Consider the following 18,735-nt stretch of genomic DNA (forward strand, 5'->3'; position numbering starts at 1 on the left):
GGTGTGGGGCCTGCGCCAGGGCGCGAAGGATTACGTCGTCAAGCCGATCAAGGAAGAAGAGCTGGTCAAGGCGCTCCAGGCCCACCTGCCGGGCTGATCGGCGCAAAAAAACATGTGGGAGCGCGCTTGCGCGCGATGGGCGTTTCCGCAACCCCATCGCGCGCAAGCGCGCTCCCACAGTCATTGTTAGCCTTTAGCGGCGCGGGTCGAAGCCCTTGAAGGCATCCTTGAACTCGGCGTAGGCCGCCTGTTCCTCATGCGTTTCCGGCACGGGCACGCGGATCTCCAGCACCACGATCTGGTCGCCAGGCTCGCTGCCTGGCAGGCCGCGGCCCTTCAGGCGCAGCTTGCGGCCCGACTGCGAGCCGGCGGGGATGCGCAGGTCCACCGCGCCGCCCAGCGTCGGCACGGCCACGGTGGCGCCCAGCGCGGCCTCCCACGGCGTGATGGCCAGCGTGTGCGTCACGGTGCGGCCGTCGAGCCGGAACCGCGCGTCGTCGCGGATGTGGATTTCCAGCAGCAGATCGCCCGAGGGGCCGCCACCCGAGCCAGGGTGGCCCTGGCCGCCGAGGCGGATGGTCTGGCCCGTGGTGATGCCGGCCGGGATCTTCACCTCCAGCACCCGCTCGCCACCGGCGGTGTCGTTCAGCACCACGCGGGTCTTGCCGCCGTTGTAGGCGGTCTGCAGGTCGGTATCGATCTTCGCGTTGATGTCGCGCCCACGGCGCGCCTGCGCCTGTTGCGACCGCCGGCCCGCACCCGCGCCGCCGCCGAACAGGCTTTCGAAGAAGTCGCTGAAATCACCCCGGCCGGCGCCACCCATGTCGCCGAAATCGTAGGCGCCACCGCCGCCCTGCCCCCAGCCCGGCGGCGGCCGGAATTGCTCGCCCTGGCGGTAGCCGCCCGCCTTGAACTGATCGTAGGCGCGACGTTTTTCCGGGTCCTTCAGGGCCTCGTTGGCCTCGTTGACGGCCTTGAACTTCTCTTCCGCGCCCGGTTCCTTGTTCTTGTCCGGGTGGTACTTGCGCGCCAGCTTGCGATACGCCGCCTTGATCTCGGCGTCGGTCGCATCGGGTTTCACCCCGAGAATCTCGTAGTAATCCTTGAACTCCACAGGCTCTCCCCGCCGGGCATGTGTCTCGATAAAAAGGGAAAGGCCCGCGGTGGTCCGATACCCACCGCGGGCCAAGGCTTGTAGCTTAGTCCGAATCAGCCCGCGGCGTTGATCACGATGCGTCGCGGCGCGGCCTCGGCTTTCTTCGGAATGGCAATCTCAAGCACGCCATCGCGGCCCGAGGCGGTGATGCCAGCCGCATCCGCGCTTTCCGGCAGCGTGAAGCTGCGCGTGAATGTGCCGGCGGTGCGCTCGACGCGGGTAAAGGTGCCTTCCGCCTCGCTGGCGTACGCCTTGCGCTCGCCCTTGATGGACAGGACGTTCTTGTCCATCTGGATCTCGATGCCGTCGAGCGCCACGCCCGGCACGTCGGCCAGGATCAGGAAACGGCCGGCCTCTTCACGCACGTCGACGCGCGGCGACCAGCCATGCTCGGTGGCCGTGGCGGACTCGACGGCAGCGCTCGAGAAGAAGGGGTGGAACACCGGCGCACGACGAAACGCCACATGACGAACATGGTTCATCTGCTTGACTCCGTTAAGGTTTTGCGGCCCCGTGGCCGCCTGGGATCAAACATATGAGCGCCCTTCGCCGATTCAAGGGCCATGCCTTTCGTGGGACACTCGGGGAATCCAACCCACGAGGCAGGCCCCATGACCATCGCAGTCGGCGACCGCATCCCCGAATCCACCGTCACCTGGTTCAACGACGGCATCCAGACCGGCTCCACGCTCGAGCTCATGGGCACCGGCAAGGTGGTGCTGTTCGCCGTGCCGGGCGCGTTCACGCCCACGTGCTCCAACCGCCACCTGCCGGGCTATATCCAGCACATGGATGACTTCGACCAGCGCGGCGTGAAGGTGTTCTGTGTCTCGGTGAACGATGCCTTCGTCATGGATGCCTGGGGCAAGGAGCGCGGCATCCCCGCCAACCTGCACCTGCTCGCCGACGGCAATGCCGCGTTCACCAAGGCACTGGGCCTGGAGCTGGACGGCACGAAGAATGGCATGGGCATCCGCGCCAAGCGCTTCGCCATGTACCTCGAAGACGGCGTGGTGAAGGTGCTGAACATCGAAGCGCCGGGTGAGTTCAAGGTCTCGGCCGCCGAGGCCATGCTCGAGGCGATCGACGGCTGAGCCACCGCGGCGGCGGGCTCAGCCCGCCATGCCGGCCACGCCATTGGCCAGCAGCCCCGCCAGCGCGTCGGCGGCGGGGTTCGCCCGCTCCGCACGCAACAGGTACACCGAGGCCTCGCCCAGCCCGGGCAGGCCCTCCCCCGCGGCCACGCGGCGCACGCCCGGCGGCACATGGATCGCCGGCCGCGCCACCCAGCCCAGCCCCGCCCGGGCGGCCGCCCACAGGGCCGCTACACTGCGTGCCGTGACCGCGATGCGCCACGGGATGTGGGCGCCATCCAGCGCGGCAAGCATCTTCCGGCGGAACAGGCATGGCGCCTCGAGGGTCAGCAACGGCAACGGCCCCTCTCCCGGCCCCGGCACGCCCTCGGCCGCGTACCAGTACACGGGGAAAGCGCCCAGCACGGTGCCATCGAGGCCACCCTCGGTGTCGAAGGCCAGCGCCAGGTCCATGCCACCGTCGCGGATGCCCTGGACGAAGGCCGCGCTCTGGTCGACGCTTAGCTCCAGCGTGGTGCCGGGGTGGGCAGCGGCGAACGCCGCGAGCATCTCGGGCAGCCAGGCCTCGGCGAAGTCATGCGGTACGCCGAGGTGCACCTTGCCCGCCAGCTCGGTGCCGCGCACGGCGCCGATCGCATCCTCGTTCAGCGCCAGCATGTGGCGTGCATAGCCCAGCAGGCGCTCGCCCGCGTCGGTAAGCCCTTGCTTGCGGCCCGCGCGCTGGAAAATGGCCGTGCCCAGCCGTTCTTCGAGCGCGCGCAATTGCAGGCTCACCGCCGAAGGCGACAGGTGCAGTTTCTCCGCGGCACGGCCAAAGCCATCGAGGTCGACAGCGGTGACGAAGGTGCGCAGCGTGGCAAGGTCGAGGATCATGCTTTGGCGTGGCTCAACGATGGGTTTGGAAATCGTCGCTTTTATAGCACCTGCGGCACCGCGACCATGGGCGGCATCCAAAGCGCACAGGCCCTGCCCCCCATGCTGGCGATGCAATACCGTTTCGAACTCCCCGCTACCGTCGACCCGGACTCCGTCCGCGCGCGGGCACGTGCCCTGGGCCCTTCGTTCGAAGGCATGCCCGGCCTGCGGATGAAGGCGTTCCTGGTGGCATCGGCACCCCCCATCTACGCGCCCATCTATGTTTGGAACGACGACGCATCGATGGCGGCATTCCTGCGCTCCGACGCATTCGAGCGCGTTGTGTCGGCCTATGGCAAACCGTTGTTCCGGGCGCTGTCGCCGATCTACATGGCCCACGCCGCCTCGGATGCGCCGTACCGCTTCGCCACGCAGGAAATATCGCCTCTACCCGTGCCGGCGACGTTCGAGGGCAATGGTGGCACGGTACGCGGCGACGCCGACCTGCTGGTGGGGGCGGACCTTGGCCGTTGGGAATCCGTCCGGACCATGTTCTGGCGCCACCCGCCACCGCCACGGGAGGGGCAGGTCGTGTTCGATATCCCGTACCTGATAGGAGCACTGCCATGAAGCCCCTGCTCTACGCCCTTCTCCTGTTCGCCGCGCCCTGCTGCGCCCGGGCGGACGACGCCAGCGATGTCCGCGCCGTGGTCGACGCATACCCACGCTATGTCACGGCAGGCAACCGCGCAGGCTTTGAGTCCTTGTTGCTCGATACCGACATCACGTTCCGCGGCGTGTACGACGACCGCATAGCGTCCAGCCGGGAACTGCAGGACTACGCCCATTTCCGCCAGGGCGTGTTCGAAAGCGGCCACCGGTACACGCAGGCATTTTCCAACGTGGCCGTCGAGGTGCATGGCGATATAGCCGAGGCGTCGCTCGACTTCGTGACGACGGACCTGGCGCAACCGAGCCGGCCTACCAAGGGATGGAAGATATTGCAGCTGGTGAAGACGAAGGCGGGGTGGCGGATCGCGGCGGAGTTGTGGGGTGTCGCCCGGTGAAGGGCATCGCGCGCAAGCGCGCTCCCACATGGGGCCAAGAAAAAACCCGCCGGGAGGCGGGTTTTTTTTGTTACTCGGTTTCGCCGTCCACCGGGCCGGATTCGGTCGGGGGCATGTCGGCGGCAGCTTCGCCGGTGGGGGTTTCGCCCGCGCCGGGCAGCTCGCCCTCGCCTTCCACCTCCAGCTCTTCTTCCGCTTCGAGGCGGACGACACCGATGAGGGTCTCGTCCTTCGGCAGCTTGATGAGCGTGACGCCCTGCGTGTTGCGGCCCACCTGTGCCACTTCAGCCACGCGGGTGCGCACCAGGGTGCCCTGGTCGGAGATCAGCATGAGCTGCTGCGTCTCGGTGACCTGCGTGGCGGCCACGAGGTTGCCGTTGCGCTCGGAGCACTGGATGCCGATGACGCCCTGCGTGCCACGGCCCTTCTTCGGGAAATCCTCGAGCACGGTGCGCTTGCCGAAGCCACGCGCCGTGGCGGTGAGGATATCGCCGTCGCCGTGCGCGACGATGAGCGACACCACCGTGGCGTCATCGGCCAGCAGCATGCCGCGCACGCCGGTGGCGGTGCGGCCCATGGAGCGCACCTTGTTTTCGTCGAAGCGCACCACCTTGCCGTTCGATGCGAACAGCAGCACATCGCTCTCGCCGTTGGTCATGGCCACGTCGACCAGGGCGTCGCCCTCGTCGAGGTTGATGGCGGCCTTGCCCTTCTGCAGCTGGAACGCGAACTCGGTGAGCGGGGTCTTCTTGACCGTGCCGTTGCGCGTGGCGAAGAAGACGTAGCAGTTCGGGTCGTAGTCGCGGATAGGCAACACGGCCTGGACTTTTTCGCCCTCGCCCAGCGGCAGCAGGTTCACGATGGGCTTGCCACGCGCACCCGGGCCGGCTTCCGGCATCTGGTAGACCTTGAGCCAGTACACGCGGCCGGTGCTGGTGAAGGTGAGCAGCGTATCGTGCGTGTTGACCACCCACAGCTGCTGCACCACGTCCTCGTCCTTCAGCGCCGACGCCGAACGACCCTTGCCGCCGCGCTTCTGCGCGCGGTAGAGGCTGGCGGCCTGGCGCTTGACGTAGCCGGTGTGCGACAGCGTGACGACCACATCTTCGGGCGCGATGAGGTCGAGGACGTTGAGGTCTTCCTGCGAATGCTGGATCTCGGTGCGGCGTGCATCGCCGTAATCGTTGCGGATCTGTTCCAGCTCGCCGCGGATGACTTCGAGCAGGCGCGCCGGGTTTTCGAGGATCTCGATGAGGCCGCGGATGGTCTCGAGGATCTCGCGGTACTCGTCGCTGAGCTTGTCCTGCTCCAGCCCAGTGAGGCGGTGCAGGCGCATCTGCAGGATTTCGTTGGCCTGGGCGTCGGACAGCTGGTAGCCGTCGTCGCGCAGGCCGTCGCGCGGATCCATGTCTTCCGGGCGCGACGCCTCGGCGCCGGCGGCGGAGAGCAGCGCCTTGACCAGGCCCGGCTCCCACTTGCGCGCGACCATGCGCTCGCGGGCTTCCTGCGACGAGGCGGAGGTGCGGATGAGCTCGATCATCTCGTCGATGTTGGCGAGCGCGACGGTGAGGCCTTCGAGGATGTGCGCGCGCTGGCGTGCCTTGCGCAGTTCGAAGATGGTGCGGCGGGTGACGACCTCGCGGCGGTGGCGGATGAACGCCTCGAGGATGTCCTTGAGGTTCAGCAGCTTCGGCTGGCCGTCGAGCAGCGCCACCATGTTGATGCCGAAGGTGACCTGCAGCTGGGTCTGCTGGAACAGGTTGTTCAGCACCACGTCGGCCATGGCGTCGCGGCGGATCTCGATGACCACGCGCATGCCATCCTTGTCGGATTCGTCGCGCAGTTCGGAGATGCCTTCGAGCTTCTTCTCCTTCACCAGCTCGGCGATCTTCTCGATCAGGCGCGCCTTGTTGACCTGGTAGGGCAGCTCGTGGACCAGGATGGTCTCGCGGCCGTTGGCCTCGGTTTCGATCTCGGTGCGCGCGCGCACCAGGATGCGGCCGCGGCCGGTGCGGTAGGCCTCGATGATGCCCGACGAGCCGTTGATGATGCCGGCCGTGGGGAAATCGGGGCCCGGGATATGCGTCATCAGTTCATCGACGCCCAGCGAGGGCTCCTCGATGAGCGCCAGCGTGGCGTTGATGACTTCGGTCATGTTGTGCGGCGGGATGTTGGTGGCCATGCCCACCGCGATACCCGCGGAACCGTTGACGAGCAGGTTGGGCACCCGGGTGGGCAGCACCAGCGGCTCGCTTTCGCTTTCGTCGTAGTTGGGGCCGAAATCGACGGTTTCCTTGTCGATATCCGCCAGCAGCTCGTGGGTGAGCTTCGCCATGCGGACTTCGGTGTAACGCATGGCCGCGGCGTTGTCGCCGTCGACCGAACCGAAGTTACCCTGGCCGTCGACCAGCATGTAGCGCAGCGAGAACGGCTGGGCCATGCGGACGATGGTGTCGTACACCGAGGCATCGCCGTGCGGGTGGTACTTACCGATGACGTCACCCACGACGCGGGCGGACTTCTTGTAAGCCTTGTTCCACGAGTTGCCGAGCTCGTTCATGGCGAACAGCACGCGCCGGTGCACCGGCTTCAGGCCGTCGCGTACATCGGGCAGTGCGCGCCCGACGATGACGCTCATCGCGTAGTCGAGATAGCTCTGGCGCATCTCGTCTTCGATGTTGACGCGGATGACTTCTTTGGCGAGTTCTGCCATCAATCGGCTTCCTGGGTAACCATGGTTTTGCCCCCGCCGGCAACGCGCTCCCGCCCCATGGGCGGCACGGCCGGCTCAACCCGTCGATGATAACACAACGGGTGTTGAAATGACAGCTAAAAAAGCCGTGTATTCAATAACTTACAGGGGAGTTTTGCTGCTCACGGAAACATGCTCCGCATCTGCACTTCATCCGGCTTCAGGATCACGCCGCGCTCGGTCACGATGGCGTCGATAAGCTCCGCCGGCGTGACGTCGAAAACGGGGTTCCAGGCCTCGGCGCCCTCGATGACCGTGCGGGTGCCGCTGACAGAAAGCAGCTCGGTGGCGTCGCGCAATTCGATCTCGATGTCGTCGCCGCTGGCGGTGGCCATGTCCACCGTGGTGGATGGCGCCACCACCATGAACTTCACGCCGTGGTGGCGCGCGGCGATGGCCAGCTGGTAGGTGCCGATCTTGTTGGCGGTATCGCCATTCGCGGCGATACGGTCGGCGCCGACGATGACCCAGGTCACCTTGCCGTCTTTCATGAGGTGCGATGCGGCGGAATCGGCGATGAGGCGCGCCGGGATGCCGTCGCGCACCAGCTCCCACATGGTGAGGCGCGCGCCCTGCTGCCACGGGCGCGTTTCGCCCGCGAACACCTGCTCGATGCGGCCGGCCTCGACGCCCGCGCGGATGACGCCGAGCGCGGTGCCGTAGCCCGCCGTGGCGAGCGAACCGGTGTTGCAGTGGGTCATGACGTGCGAGCCGGGCGCGATGAGCGCGGCGCCCAGCTCACCCATGTGCCGGTTGGCGGCGAGGTCTTCGTCCTGGATGGCCTGGGCCTCGGCTTCGAGCGCCGCGGCATCGGCACCCGAATCCACGCGCGCCTTCATGCGGTCGAGCGCCCACATGAGGTTCACCGCCGTGGGCCGTGCCGCACGCAGCGTGGCCATGGCCGCGGGCAGGTCCTCTCCCGTCTTCGCAGCCAGCACCACGCCCCAGGCCGCGGCGATGCCAATGGCCGGCGCACCGCGCACGGCCAGGTCGCGGATGGCCTGCGTGACGTCACCCGACGTGGTGCTGTCGAACCAGATTTCTTCCGCCGGCAGGCGGCGCTGGTCGAGCAGGCGGAGGCGATCGCCGTGCCACTGCACGGCGCGGATGGTGTCGTGGGAAGCGGTCGTGTTCATGCCCGGATTATCGCACCCCCGCCCCCACTGTAGGAGCCCACGCCGTGGGCGACATCTTTTCGTAACAACGCAACAGGGCCCTGTGGTGGTCGCGAAAGGCGTCGCCCACGGAGTGGGCTCCTACGCGCGGTTCGCGAGCCACTCGTGGATGGCAGGGGGCACGAGCTTCTGGGCGCGGCCGGAGACGTAGATGCCGATGTGGCCGCCGCTGAACGGCAGCGCGGTGTAATCCTTGCTGCCCACCGCGTCCTTCAGCGGAATGGACGCCGCGGGCGGCACCAGGTGGTCCTGCTCGGCGTAGATGTTCAGCACCGGCTGGGTGATGGTGCCGAGGTCGATGACCTTGCCGCCGATGGTGGCCTTGCCCTGGATCAGCAGGTTCTTCTGGAAGAAATCGCGCGTGAACTGGCGAAAAGTTTCGCCGGCCTGGTCGGGTGAATCGAAGATCCACTTTTCCATGCGCAGGAAATTCTCCACTTCCTTGGGATTATCGAGGATGTCGACGAGGCCCACGTATTTCTGCTGGTTCAGCCGCAGGGGCTTCAGCGTGAGGTAGGCGAAGTTCATCAGGTCGGCGGGCACGTTGCCAATGGTGTCGACGAAAAGGTCGATATCCACGTTGCGCGCCCAGTGCGAGAGCATGTTGTCGGGCGTGTGGAAATCCACCGGCGTGACCATGGTGACAAGGTTCTTCACCTTGTCGCCGTGCAGCGCCGTGTAGCACAGCGAGAACACGCCGCCCTGGCAGATGCCCAGCAGGTTGATGGCATCGAGCCCGTGGCGGCGGCGGATGACGTCGACGCAGCGATCGAGGTAACCGTCGATGTAATCCTCGAGGGTAAGCCAGCGATCGGCGCCATCGGGGTAACCCCAGTCGATGAGGTAAACATCCTCGCCCTGCGCGAGCAGGTTGCGCACCATGGAGCGGTCTTCCTGCAGGTCGACCATCCACGGCGTATTGACCAGCGCGTAGCAGATCAGCAGCGGTACCTTGCCGGTGGGCTTTTCGCTGCCCTTGAAGTGCCACAGCGTGAGCTTGTCTTCGGTGTACACGGCCTCGCGCGGCGTGGTGCCGAACTCCACCGGGCCGATGTGCTTCAGCGTTTCCATGCCGGCTTCCACCTTGCGGCGGAACGCCTCCACTTCCTCGCGCGCACGCTCCGGGTCGATATGGAACGGATTCGCGCTCATCGCGCCGCACCCTTCTTACCCGTGGCTTTTTTTACAGCGGCCTTCTTCGCCGCGGGCTTCTTCGCCGGCGCCGTGCTCTTCGTGGGAGCGGCCTTGGCCGCGATGCCCCTCTTCAACGAGGCAACCTCGCCCTTCAGCGCCTCGACCTCGGCAGCAAGCCCCTGCATCTGCCGCAACTCCCGCCGCACCGCCTGCAACCGCTCGCCCAGGCTATCCACCTCGCGCCGCGTCGGCAGGCCCGCCTGCAGCGCGAAGCGCTCGACCTGCCGCTGCTGCAGCACCTTCAACCGCATCTGCGCGTTCACCAGCGAGGCGTACACCTCGCGGAACTCCGCCGACATGGCGGCGGCCGCGTAGCTGTCCTCCGAGAGGTTCACCCACCGGTCGTACACCGCGCGCAGGCTGTCGGCATCCGCGGGCATGCCCTGCGAGCGCAGCGTTTCGTTGGCGCGATCCTGCACGCCCTGCAGCAGCGACTGGTATCGCGCGTATTGCTCGGCGTAGTCGATCCATGCACGAAGCAACGCCTGTTGCTCTTCCTGCTGCTCGCGCGTGAGCCCGAATGCGGGCATCGACAGGGTTTCACGGGCGAGCTTCGCCCAGTCGTCAAAGCCTTCGGACCCTGGCTGGGCGCCCGGCGGTGGCCCATACCCGAACGGCCCCGCGGCGGCGGGCCCGGGCTGGCCAAACGGTGGCGTGCCGTGGGCGAACGGCGAAGCCGGTGGCTCGCCCGTGGTAAACGCGCGCATCCAATCGCCGTAGCCACCAAGGCCGGTGAACAGGCGCCCCATGATGTCGGGGGACGGGGCTTCGGCCGGCGCGGCCTTCGGGTCGAACTGCCGGGCCCAGGCCTCGACGCCCTCGCGGACGAACGCCTGGTACTGGTCGATGAAATCGTTGGGTTTGTCAGCCATGCGCGTATGTTACGGCACTACCCCGCACCGATGCCGTCGAGAAACAGCCCGACGCGATGATCCACGCGCGCCGCCGCGGCCGGGTCCTGTTCGATGGCAAGGGAAATGGCCGTCACCATGCACACGATGTCGTCGATATCGACGTCCTTGCGCACGATGCCTGCATCCTGTGCCCGCGCAAGCAGGCGCTGCCCCTCGCCACGGCTGGCATGGCAACCAGGGGTGCCGCTGTGGAGCACGGCGCCGAGCGACGCGGCCAGGCCGCGGTAGTGGGTGGCGTGCGTGACAAGGGCCGCGACATAGGCGCGGATGGCTTCATCCGGTGTTCGCGTCGCATCTGCGGCGCGGCTGGCGTCGACAAGCGCGATCAGCCGGTCGTCGCTGGTGGCGGCGAGGAGCGCTTCGCGGTTGGGGAACCGGCGATAGAGCGTGCCGATGCCCACCTTCGCTCGTTTCGCGATGTCTTCCAGCGACGCATCGGCCCCGCGTTCGATGAACACGGCTTCGGCGGCCGCGAGTATCCGCTCCCTGTTCCGGGCGGCATCCGCGCGCAGCGGGGCCTCGTCGGTGGTGGGGTTTGGCGTGGCCATGGGCGACCTCGGTTGAAAAGTGGATGGTGCCTCCATATAGTAAATGGAGCAATCCTCCACTTATTCAAGGAAACCCATGGCACAGCGCTTCGACAACAAGATCGTGGCTATCACCGGCGGCAGCGAAGGTATCGGCCTCGCCACGGCCAAGGCGTTCGCCGCCGAAGGCGCCCGCGTGTACATCACGGGTCGGCGGCAGGAGAAGCTGGACGAGGCGGTCGCCGCCATTGGCCATTGCGCCGTGGGTGTGCAGGGCGATGCTGCCAGCCTGGCCGATCTGGACCGGCTATACGCCCGCATCCAGGCCGACCACGGCCGGCTCGATGTGGTCTTTGCCAACGCCGGCGTGACAGAGGCCGAATCGCGGCCCCTGGGTGAGATCGACGAGGCCGGCTTTGACCACGTTTTCGGGGTGAACGTGCGCGGCCTGCTCTTCACCGCGCAAAAAGCCCTGCCCCTGCTCTCGGCCGGTGGCTCGGTGATCCTCAACGGTTCGGTGGCCGCCAGCAAGGGCTTCGCCGGGCAGTCGCTTTACAACGCGAGCAAGGCGGCGGTGCGCTCGTTCGCGCGTAGCTGGACCAATGACCTGAAGGATCGCGGCATCCGCGTGAACGTGGTGGCGCCCAGCGGTACCGAGACGAAGCTGATGCGCACGTGGCTGGATGAGCGCCCGGGCGTGGAAGACGCGCTGACGCAGATGGTGCCGCTGGGCCGCCTGGCGTTGCCGGAGGAAATCGCCGACGCGGTGCTGTTCCTGGCCTCGGACCAGGGGCGCTACATCGCCGGCGTGGAGCTGGTGCTGGACGGCGGTTTCACTGCGGTCTGAATGTAGGAGCGCGCTTGCGCGCGACATCTTTCGCCTCACCGCAACAGGGCCTGTGGCGGTATCGCGAAAGATGTCGCGCATAAAGTGCGCTCCTACAAAGAAAAAAGCCCGGCACGTGAGTGCCGGGCTTTTCTTTCAACCGTGGGCGATGATCAGCCCGCGGCGTTTTCTTCTTCGGTGACGGCTTTCATCGACAGGCGGATGCGGCCCTGCTTGTCGACTTCGAGGACCTTGACCTTGACGATGTCGCCTTCCTTCAGCTTGTCGGAGACCTTCTCGACGCGCTCGCTGGAGATCTGCGAGACGTGCACGAGGCCGTCCTTGCCCGGCATGATGGTGACGAACGCGCCGAAGTCCATCAGCTTGGCGACCTTGCCCTCGTAGATGCGGCCCGGCTCGACGTCGGACACGATCTGCTCGATGCGCTTGCGCGCGGCTTCGGCGGCTTCGCGGTTGACCGAGGCGATGACGACATTGCCATCGTCGGTGATGTCGATGGTGGTGCCGGTCTCTTCGGTGATCGAGCGGATGGTGGCGCCGCCCTTGCCGATGACTTCGCGGATCTTGTCGGGGTGGATCTTGATGGTGAGCAGGCGCGGGGCGAACTCGCTCATTTCCGAACGGGCTTCGGTGATGACCTTGGCCATCTCGCCGAGGATGTGCAGGCGGCCACGCTTGGCCTGGGCCAGCGCCGTGCGCATGATCTCTTCGGTGATGCCGTCGACCTTGATATCCATCTGCAGCGCGGAGACGCCATCGGCGGTACCGGCCACCTTGAAGTCCATGTCGCCGAGGTGGTCTTCGTCACCCAGGATGTCGGAGAGCACGACGAAATCGTTGCCTTCCTTCACCAGGCCCATGGCGATACCCGCCACCGGCGCCTTGAGCGGCACGCCGGCGTCCATCATGGCGAGCGAGGAACCGCACACCGAGGCCATGGACGAGGAGCCGTTCGACTCGGTGATTTCCGACACGACGCGGACGACGTACGGAAACTCTTCGATGGTGGGCTTGACGGCCTGCACGCCGCGCTTGGCGAGGCGGCCATGGCCGACTTCGCGACGCTTCGGGCTGCCGACGCGGCCGGTTTCGCCCACCGAGAACGGAGGGAAGTTGTAGTGGAACAGGAACGTGTCCTTCCACTCGCCTTCCGGCGCGTCGATGATCTGCGAATCACGCGTGGTGCCCAGCGTGGCCACGACCAGGGCCTGGGTTTCGCCGCGGGTGAACAGCGCCGAGCCGTGCGTGCGCGGCAGGACGCCGACGCGGACGGTGATCGGGCGCACGTCGTCGAGCTGGCGGCCGTCGATGCGGACCTTGGTGCTGAGCACGCCGTCGCGCAGGGTGCGGTACTCGACTTCGCCGAACGCGGCGCCGATGTCGCCATCGGTCCAGCCGTTGGCTTCGGCGTCGGCGGCGATGGCCGTCTTCACATCGCCCTTGAGGGCGCTGATGACGTCGCGGCGGGCCAGCTTGTCGCGGATCTGGAAGGCTTCGGCGAAGCGGTTGCCGACGGCGGCCTTGACCGCGTCGTACAGGGCCGTCTTGGCGGCCGGGGCTTCCCACTTGAACGACTTGGCGCCGGCTTCGGCGACGAAGGCGTTGATCGTATCGATGGCGACCTGCATCTGCTGGTGGCCGAAGACCACGGAGCCGAGCATGACGTCTTCGCTGAGCAGTTTGGCCTCGGACTCGACCATCATCACCGCGCTGGAGGTACCGGCCACGACGAGGTCGAGGTCGGAGGTCTTCAGCTGCGTGGCGGTCGGGTTGAGGATGTACTGGCCGTTGGCGTAGCCGACGCGCGCCGCACCGATCGGGCCCTTGAAGGGCACGCCGGCGAGCGACATGGCGGCCGAGGCGCCGATGAGCGCCGGGATGTCACCGTCGACTTCCGGGTTCAGCGACACGACCTGTGCGATGACCTGGATCTCGTTGCGGAACTCCTCCGGGAACAGCGGACGGAGCGGACGATCGATGAGGCGCGAGGTAAGCGTCTCCTTCTCGGTCGGGCGGCCTTCGCGCTTGAAGAAGCCACCCGGGATGCGACCCGCGGAGTAGAACTTCTCCATGTAGTCGACCGTGAGGGGGAAGAAGTCCTGGCCTTCGCGAGCCTTGGGGGCGGCCACCACGGTAACGAGGACGACGGTGCCGCCCATGCTGACCATGACCGCGCCGGACGCCTGGCGGGCGATTTCGCCCGTCTCCAGCGTGACTTCGTGACTACCGTACTGGAATGACTTGGTTACTTTCGCCACTTCGATCTCTCCTCGTCCTGTTCCGGTGGTTTAGCGGCGCAGGCCGAGGCGTTCGATCAGGGACTGGTAGCGAGCGAGGTCGCTCTTCTTCAGGTAGGCCAGCAGCGTCTTGCGCTTGTTGACCATCTTGAGCAGGCCGCGACGCGAGTGGTGGTCCTGCTTGTGCGCCTGGAAGTGTTCCTGCAGCGCGGTGATGTTCGCGGACAGCAGCGCGACCTGGACTTCGGTCGAGCCGGTGTCGTTTTCCTTGCGACCGTAGTCCTTGATGATCTGGCTGGTCTGTTCGACGGTGAGCGACATGTGTATCGATTCCTTAAAAAAGCGGATGCGAGACTTGCGCAACCTCAACGGGCACCGATGAAGTTGCGCAAGCCTCGCTTTGATGAAAGCTATTAAACGAGCACGTAATTGTAACGTCCTGCGCGTAGCGGCAACAAGCCCGGTCAGGGCGGGGGCAGGTTGAACCCCCGCAGGACGCGCAGCACCCCGTCCGTTCCCACCTCGCCAAGGGCCATCAGGCGCTGGTCGTCACCCCATACGCCGCAGCGGCCGGGGGTGGCGGTGGCGCCAAGCGGCACTGGCTGGCCGAACCCGAGCACCCGCGTCTGCGCGGCATCGAGTTCCACCCGGGGAATATGGGCCAGCCCGGCTTCCGTGGGCAGGAGGCAAGCGTCGAGCGGATCGGGCCCGGCCTCGGCGGCCGCGTGCAGCTCATCGAGCGTCACCATGGCCGGCGCCATGAAGGGCTCGACCCACAACCGGCGCAAACCGGTGAGATGGGCCCCGCAGCCGAGGGCCGCGCCAAGGTCCACGGCCAGGCTGCGGACATACGTGCCGGAGCCGCACTCCACGTGGAGGCGGAGCGTATCCCCTGCCCGCTCGAGGACGTCGAGCCGATAGACCTCGACCTGGCGGGACGGCACGTCGACGGCTTCGCCGCGGCGCGCGCGGATGTAGAGCGGCACCCCGTCCTGCTTGATCGCCGAATAGGCCGGCGGCACCTGCGTGATAAGCCCGCGCAGCGGCGCGAGGGCCGCCTCCACCGTCGCATCGTCGAGCCCGGGCACCGGGCGCGTCTCGACCACCTCGCCCTCGAGGTCGGCGGTGGTCGTGGTCACGCCAAGCTTCACCTCGGCCTCGTAAGCCTTGCGCGAGCCGAGCAGCCAGCCGGCGATCTTGGTGGCCTCGCCGAAGCACAGCGGCAGCAGGCCGGTGGCCAGCGGGTCGAGGCTGCCCGTGTGGCCGCCCTTTGCGGCGCCCACGAGCCGGCGCGCCGCCTGCAGCGCCTGGTTCGAACTCAGGCCCAGCGGCTTGTCGAGCAGCAGGATGCCGTGGATGTCACGGAAGGAACGACGGTTCATAGATAGGGAATGTGGGAGCGCGCTTGCGCGCGATCGCGCGCAAGCGCGCTCCCACCGGGTCAGGGTCCGCCTGGGTTATTCGTCTTCGCTCGAGGCCGGCGCCGGCGGCACCGGGTTTTCGCGCAGCAGCGTCTCGATGCGCTCGCCGCGGTCCACCGATTCGTCGTACTTGAAGCGCAGCTCCGGCACCCGGCGCAGGCGCATCGAGCGCGAGAGCTCGCGGCGGAATTCCTTGGCCAGCTCTTTCAGGGCCTTCACCGCCTCGGCCGATTTCTCCGGCATCAACGCGGTGACCCACACGGTGGCGACGTCGAGATCCTTCGTGGTCTCCACGTCGGAAACGCTGACCGACGGCAGCGCGTGGTCGCGCACGGCGGCATGCACGAGGAGGCCGATCTCGCGGCGCAGCTCGGCGGAGACGCGGTCGGTGCGTTTGAAGTCGCGAGAAGGCATGGGGTGGTACTCCGGTTGCGTTTAGCGGGGGCAAAAAGGAGATGGGAGGCGAGAAGTGGGGGCGCTGGTACGTGCGCCTGAGGGGCCGTGCAACGCCTTGCAGCGCAACCGGAACCCCTCACGACGCATCCATGCGCCCCCGCTTCCCACCTCCCACCCCCGCTTTTTTTACAGCGTGCGGGCGACTTCGATGCGCTCGAAGCACTCGATCTGGTCGCCGACCTTGACGTCGTTGTACTGCTTCACCGCGATGCCGCATTCGGTGCCGTTGCGGACTTCGTCCACCAGCTCCTTGAAGCGGCGCAGCGATTCCAGTTCGCCCTGGAACACCACGACGTTGTCGCGCAGGACGCGGATGGGCTTGGAACGCTTGACGATGCCCTCGATGACCATGCAACCGGCCACCGCGCCGAACTTCGACGAACGGAACACGTCGCGGACCTGGGCCACGCCGATGATCTCTTCGCGCACTTCCATGCCGAGGAGGCCCGACGCCGCCTGCTTCACCTGGTCGATGACGTCGTAGATGATCGAGAAGTAACGGACGTCGAGGCCCGCCGTGTCGATCACCTTGCGCGCCGACGCATCGGCGCGGACGTTGAAGCCGATGACCAGCGCCTTGGAGGCGGCGGCCAGCTGGGCCTCGGATTCGGTGATACCACCGACGCCCGACGAGATGACGTTGACCTTGACGCGTTCGTTGCCGATCTGGGTGAGCGAATCGCGCAGCGCTTCCACCGAGCCCTGCACATCGGCCTTGACCAGGATGTTGAGGGTTTGCTGGCCTTCACCCTGGCCCATCTGGGCCATGATGTCTTCCAGGCGGTTCGACTTGGTGACAAGGCGGGTCTCGCGACGCTTCTGCTGGCGCTCGGCAGCCACCTGGCGGGCCAGGCGCTCGTCCTCGACGGCCACGAAATCGTCGCCCGACTCCGGCACGCCGGAAAGGCCCAACACCTGCACGGGGATGGACGGGCCGGCTTCATTGACCTGCTTGCCGGTCTCGTCGATCAGCGCGCGCATGCGGCCGTATTCCACGCCGCAGACGACGAAGTCGCCCTTCTTCAGCGTGCCCTGCTGCACCAGCACCGTGGCGACCGGGCCGCGGCCGCGGTCGAGGCTGGATTCGATGACGACGCCCGAGGCACGGCCATCGGCCACGGCCTTGAGCTCCATCACTTCGGCCTGGATCGAGATCGCGTCGAGCAGGTCGTCGATGCCCATGCCCGTCTTGGCGGACACCGGCACGAACGGCGTATCGCCGCCCCACTCTTCCGGGATGACCTCGAGGTTGCCGAGGCCCTGCTTGACGTGGTCGACGTTGGTATCCGACTTGTCCATCTTGGTGAGCGCGACGATGAGCGGCACCTTGGCGGCGCGCGCATGCTTCACGGCTTCGATGGTCTGCGGCATGACGCCGTCGTCGCCCGCGACCACCAGCACCACGATATCGGTGGACTGGGCGCCGCGCGCACGCATGGCGGTGAACGCCGCGTGGCCCGGGGTGTCGAGGAACGTGATGACACCGCGGCTGGTTTCGACGTGGTAGGCGCCGATGTGCTGCGTGATGCCACCGGCCTCGCCCGACGCCACCTTGGTGCGGCGGATGTAATCGAGCAGCGAGGTCTTGCCGTGGTCGACGTGGCCCATGATGGTGACCACCGGCGGGCGCACGACCTTGTCGCCCTCGAGCTCCGCATTGGTGTGCGTGGCGAGCGCGGCTTCCGCATCGTTCTCGGTGGCGCGGACCGGGTTGTGGCCCAGTTCCTCGATGACGAGCGCGGCGGTGTCGTGGTCGATCGTCTGGTTGATCGTGGCCATGACGCCCATCTTGAACAGGGCCTTGACCACTTCGGCGCCCTTCACGGCCATCTTCTGGGCGAGGTCGGCGACGAGGTTGTTATCACCGATGACCACGTCGCGGACGACGGCGGCTGTCGGGCGGGTGAAGCCATGCGGGCCGCTGGACGCGCCAGCGCCGCGCGACGGCTCGGAGCGGCCGCCACGAGCCGGCTTGCCACGGCCACCCTTGCCGCTGGAACGGCGGGCGCGATCGGCATCGGAAAGATGCATTTCGCCCGAGGCGAAACGCTTGCCTTCACGCTCGCCACCGCGACCACCCGCACCGGGGCCGCTCTTCGGACGCGCGTTGCCACGCGTGTCGTTGGCGGCGGCGACGGCACCCGGCGACGGGCGCGCCGCGGGGGCGGCCGGCGTTGCCGGGCGTGCGGCCGGGGCAGCCGGGCGCGCCGCGGCGGGCGCGGGGGCCGGTGCCGGCGGCGGCGTGGGCTTGGAAACAATGCGCTCGCGCTTACGCGGCTCGTGGATGCGCGGCAGGATCATGCCGAGCGAACGCGTATCGAGCTTGGCGGTCTGGTGCGCGGCGTCGTCGGCCCCCGCGGCGGCCGCGGGGGCCTCCGGCGTGGCGGCGGCAGGCGCCGGTGCCTCGGTGGCGGCGGGCTGCTCGGCGGCGGCGCGCGAGGCTTCCTCGGCGCGTGCGCGGTCGGCCGCGGCCTGGGCCTCGGCTTCGCGGCGCGCCTCGGCGGCGGCTTCTTCCTGGCGGCGCGCTTCGGCCTCGGCCTCGACGCGTGCGGCCTCGGCCTGCTCGCGGCGCTCGGCTTCCTCGCGGCGCTGGCTTTCCTCGTGCTCGCGCTGGGCCTGCGACTCGGCCAGCTTGCGGGCGGCCTCTTCGCGCTCGTTATCCACCGGTGCGTCGTCGCCGATGGCGCCGCGCTTGACGTAGGTGCGCTTGGCGCGCACTTCCACGTTCACCGTCTTGGCCGGGCCGGCGCCACGGCCGGAGCCGCTGCTGACCTTCAGCTCGCCGACGGTGCGGCGCTTCAGGGTGATCTGGCGCGGCGCCGCGTCGTCCGCTTCGGGAGCGGCCTCGTTCTTGCCGTGCGTACGGCGCAGGAAGCCAAGCAGCTTCACTTTTTCGGTGCTGCTGATGACCTGCTCCGAGTTGGAGAAATTCATTCCGGCTTCGCCAAGCTGCGAGAGCAGCTTGTCGACCGGCATACCCAGTACCTGGGCGAGTTGTTTGATCGTGACGTCCGACATCGTTCTTTATTCTCCGCCGTTC

At 67.3% G+C, this 18,735-nt stretch carries 16 protein-coding genes and 2 pseudogenes; 4 read left to right on the plus strand and 14 right to left on the minus strand.

The window, feature by feature from the left end:
* Positions 1–193 precede the first annotated feature (193 nt).
* Together VI08_RS01380 and VI08_RS01385 are read right to left on the minus strand one after the other, a co-directional pair.
* Positions 194–1,114 (minus strand): DnaJ C-terminal domain-containing protein, encoded by a 921-nt coding sequence (locus VI08_RS01380; RefSeq protein ID WP_045827756.1) that lies wholly within the window; start codon positions 1,112–1,114, stop codon positions 194–196.
* A gap of 95 nt (positions 1,115–1,209) precedes the next feature.
* Positions 1,210–1,638, minus strand: coding sequence for an Hsp20/alpha crystallin family protein (locus tag VI08_RS01385; protein ID WP_084621163.1), 429 nt, complete (start codon positions 1,636–1,638; stop codon positions 1,210–1,212).
* A 129-nt stretch (positions 1,639–1,767) separates the two neighbouring features.
* On the opposite strand from VI08_RS01385, the gene VI08_RS01390 reads away from it, so the two are divergent.
* Complete coding sequence (locus VI08_RS01390) at positions 1,768–2,250, plus strand: peroxiredoxin (RefSeq protein WP_045827758.1); 483 nt, start codon at positions 1,768–1,770, stop codon at positions 2,248–2,250.
* Positions 2,251–2,268: 18 nt separating this feature from the next.
* Here VI08_RS01390 and VI08_RS01395 read toward each other — a convergent pair whose 3' ends face one another.
* A complete protein-coding gene (locus VI08_RS01395; protein WP_045827759.1) occupies positions 2,269–3,123 on the minus strand; it encodes a LysR substrate-binding domain-containing protein in 855 nt (284 codons plus the stop codon).
* Between the two features lie 66 nt (positions 3,124–3,189).
* Here VI08_RS01395 and VI08_RS20665 point away from each other — a divergent pair, with 66 nt between their 5' ends.
* Both VI08_RS20665 and VI08_RS01405 read left to right on the plus strand, forming a co-directional pair.
* Positions 3,190–3,735: a DUF4865 family protein gene (locus VI08_RS20665; RefSeq protein WP_052697615.1), complete on the plus strand. Its 546-nt coding sequence runs from the start codon at positions 3,190–3,192 to the stop codon at positions 3,733–3,735.
* Positions 3,732–4,172 carry a nuclear transport factor 2 family protein gene (locus VI08_RS01405; protein WP_045827760.1) on the plus strand — a complete coding sequence of 147 codons (441 nt, stop codon included), beginning with the start codon at positions 3,732–3,734 and terminating at the stop codon, positions 4,170–4,172. The genes VI08_RS20665 and VI08_RS01405 overlap by 4 nt, the downstream gene beginning before the upstream one ends.
* A gap of 70 nt (positions 4,173–4,242) precedes the next feature.
* On the opposite strand, the gene gyrA is transcribed toward VI08_RS01405, so the two are convergent.
* The 5 genes from gyrA to VI08_RS01430 form a co-directional block, all read right to left on the minus strand.
* Positions 4,243–6,885 (minus strand): DNA gyrase subunit A, encoded by a 2,643-nt coding sequence (gene gyrA / locus VI08_RS01410; RefSeq protein ID WP_045827761.1) that lies wholly within the window; start codon positions 6,883–6,885, stop codon positions 4,243–4,245.
* A 161-nt stretch (positions 6,886–7,046) separates the two neighbouring features.
* Positions 7,047–8,060 carry an S-methyl-5-thioribose-1-phosphate isomerase gene (gene mtnA / locus VI08_RS01415; protein ID WP_045827762.1) on the minus strand — a complete coding sequence of 338 codons (1,014 nt, stop codon included), beginning with the start codon at positions 8,058–8,060 and terminating at the stop codon, positions 7,047–7,049.
* A gap of 120 nt (positions 8,061–8,180) precedes the next feature.
* Entirely contained in the window at positions 8,181–9,251 is a 1,071-nt protein-coding gene (locus tag VI08_RS01420; protein ID WP_045827763.1) for a class III poly(R)-hydroxyalkanoic acid synthase subunit PhaC, read from the minus strand.
* The gene (locus VI08_RS01425; RefSeq protein WP_045827764.1) at positions 9,248–10,165 is read right to left on the minus strand and encodes a poly(R)-hydroxyalkanoic acid synthase subunit PhaE; all 918 of its coding nucleotides are present in this window, start codon (positions 10,163–10,165) and stop codon (positions 9,248–9,250) included. Before VI08_RS01425 ends, VI08_RS01420 begins: the two co-directional genes overlap by 4 nt.
* 17 nt (positions 10,166–10,182) lie before the next feature.
* A complete protein-coding gene (locus tag VI08_RS01430) occupies positions 10,183–10,755 on the minus strand; it encodes a TetR/AcrR family transcriptional regulator (protein WP_045827765.1) in 573 nt (190 codons plus the stop codon).
* A gap of 76 nt (positions 10,756–10,831) precedes the next feature.
* Between VI08_RS01430 and VI08_RS01435 the strand changes: the two genes are divergently transcribed.
* Entirely contained in the window at positions 10,832–11,581 is a 750-nt protein-coding gene (locus VI08_RS01435) for an SDR family NAD(P)-dependent oxidoreductase (protein ID WP_045827766.1), read from the plus strand.
* Between the two features lie 152 nt (positions 11,582–11,733).
* On the opposite strand, the gene pnp is transcribed toward VI08_RS01435, so the two are convergent.
* The 6 genes and pseudogenes from pnp to VI08_RS22475 form a co-directional block, all read right to left on the minus strand.
* A complete protein-coding gene (gene pnp, locus VI08_RS01440; RefSeq protein WP_045827767.1) occupies positions 11,734–13,839 on the minus strand; it encodes a polyribonucleotide nucleotidyltransferase in 2,106 nt (701 codons plus the stop codon).
* 30 nt (positions 13,840–13,869) lie between these two features.
* Positions 13,870–14,139 carry a 30S ribosomal protein S15 gene (rpsO, locus tag VI08_RS01445; RefSeq protein ID WP_045827768.1) on the minus strand — a complete coding sequence of 90 codons (270 nt, stop codon included), beginning with the start codon at positions 14,137–14,139 and terminating at the stop codon, positions 13,870–13,872.
* 143 nt (positions 14,140–14,282) lie between these two features.
* Entirely contained in the window at positions 14,283–15,200 is a 918-nt protein-coding gene (gene truB / locus VI08_RS01450; RefSeq protein WP_045827769.1) for a tRNA pseudouridine(55) synthase TruB, read from the minus strand.
* A gap of 75 nt (positions 15,201–15,275) precedes the next feature.
* A complete protein-coding gene (gene rbfA / locus VI08_RS01455) occupies positions 15,276–15,653 on the minus strand; it encodes a 30S ribosome-binding factor RbfA (protein WP_045827770.1) in 378 nt (125 codons plus the stop codon).
* A gap of 168 nt (positions 15,654–15,821) precedes the next feature.
* Positions 15,822–17,636, minus strand: a pseudogene (infB, locus tag VI08_RS22470) (translation initiation factor IF-2); the annotation flags it as partial.
* Positions 17,637–18,437: 801 nt separating this feature from the next.
* Positions 18,438–18,713, minus strand: a pseudogene (locus tag VI08_RS22475) (translation initiation factor IF-2 N-terminal domain-containing protein); the annotation flags it as partial.
* Positions 18,714–18,735 lie beyond the last annotated feature (22 nt).

The organism is Luteibacter yeojuensis (assembly GCF_000964085.1).
Lineage (GTDB): Bacteria > Pseudomonadota > Gammaproteobacteria > Xanthomonadales > Rhodanobacteraceae > Luteibacter > Luteibacter yeojuensis_A.

Excerpts from the sequence above, each read along its gene's own strand:
- VI08_RS01385 (WP_084621163.1), bottom strand. The coding sequence starts at position 1,638 with ATGAACCATGTTCGTCATGTGGCGTTTCGTCGTGCGCCGGTGTTCCAC.
- VI08_RS01435 (WP_045827766.1), top strand. The coding sequence starts at position 10,832 with ATGGCACAGCGCTTCGACAACAAGATCGTGGCTATCACCGGCGGCAGC.
- VI08_RS01390 (WP_045827758.1), top strand. The coding sequence starts at position 1,768 with ATGACCATCGCAGTCGGCGACCGCATCCCCGAATCCACCGTCACCTGG.
- VI08_RS01395 (WP_045827759.1), bottom strand. The coding sequence starts at position 3,123 with ATGATCCTCGACCTTGCCACGCTGCGCACCTTCGTCACCGCTGTCGAC.
- VI08_RS01405 (WP_045827760.1), top strand. The coding sequence starts at position 3,732 with ATGAAGCCCCTGCTCTACGCCCTTCTCCTGTTCGCCGCGCCCTGCTGC.
- VI08_RS01425 (WP_045827764.1), bottom strand. The coding sequence starts at position 10,165 with ATGGCTGACAAACCCAACGATTTCATCGACCAGTACCAGGCGTTCGTC.
- rbfA (WP_045827770.1), bottom strand. The coding sequence starts at position 15,653 with ATGCCTTCTCGCGACTTCAAACGCACCGACCGCGTCTCCGCCGAGCTG.
- gyrA (WP_045827761.1), bottom strand. The coding sequence starts at position 6,885 with ATGGCAGAACTCGCCAAAGAAGTCATCCGCGTCAACATCGAAGACGAG.
- VI08_RS01430 (WP_045827765.1), bottom strand. The coding sequence starts at position 10,755 with ATGGCCACGCCAAACCCCACCACCGACGAGGCCCCGCTGCGCGCGGAT.
- truB (WP_045827769.1), bottom strand. The coding sequence starts at position 15,200 with ATGAACCGTCGTTCCTTCCGTGACATCCACGGCATCCTGCTGCTCGAC.
- mtnA (WP_045827762.1), bottom strand. The coding sequence starts at position 8,060 with ATGAACACGACCGCTTCCCACGACACCATCCGCGCCGTGCAGTGGCAC.
- VI08_RS20665 (WP_052697615.1), top strand. The coding sequence starts at position 3,190 with ATGGGCGGCATCCAAAGCGCACAGGCCCTGCCCCCCATGCTGGCGATG.
- VI08_RS01420 (WP_045827763.1), bottom strand. The coding sequence starts at position 9,251 with ATGAGCGCGAATCCGTTCCATATCGACCCGGAGCGTGCGCGCGAGGAA.
- rpsO (WP_045827768.1), bottom strand. The coding sequence starts at position 14,139 with ATGTCGCTCACCGTCGAACAGACCAGCCAGATCATCAAGGACTACGGT.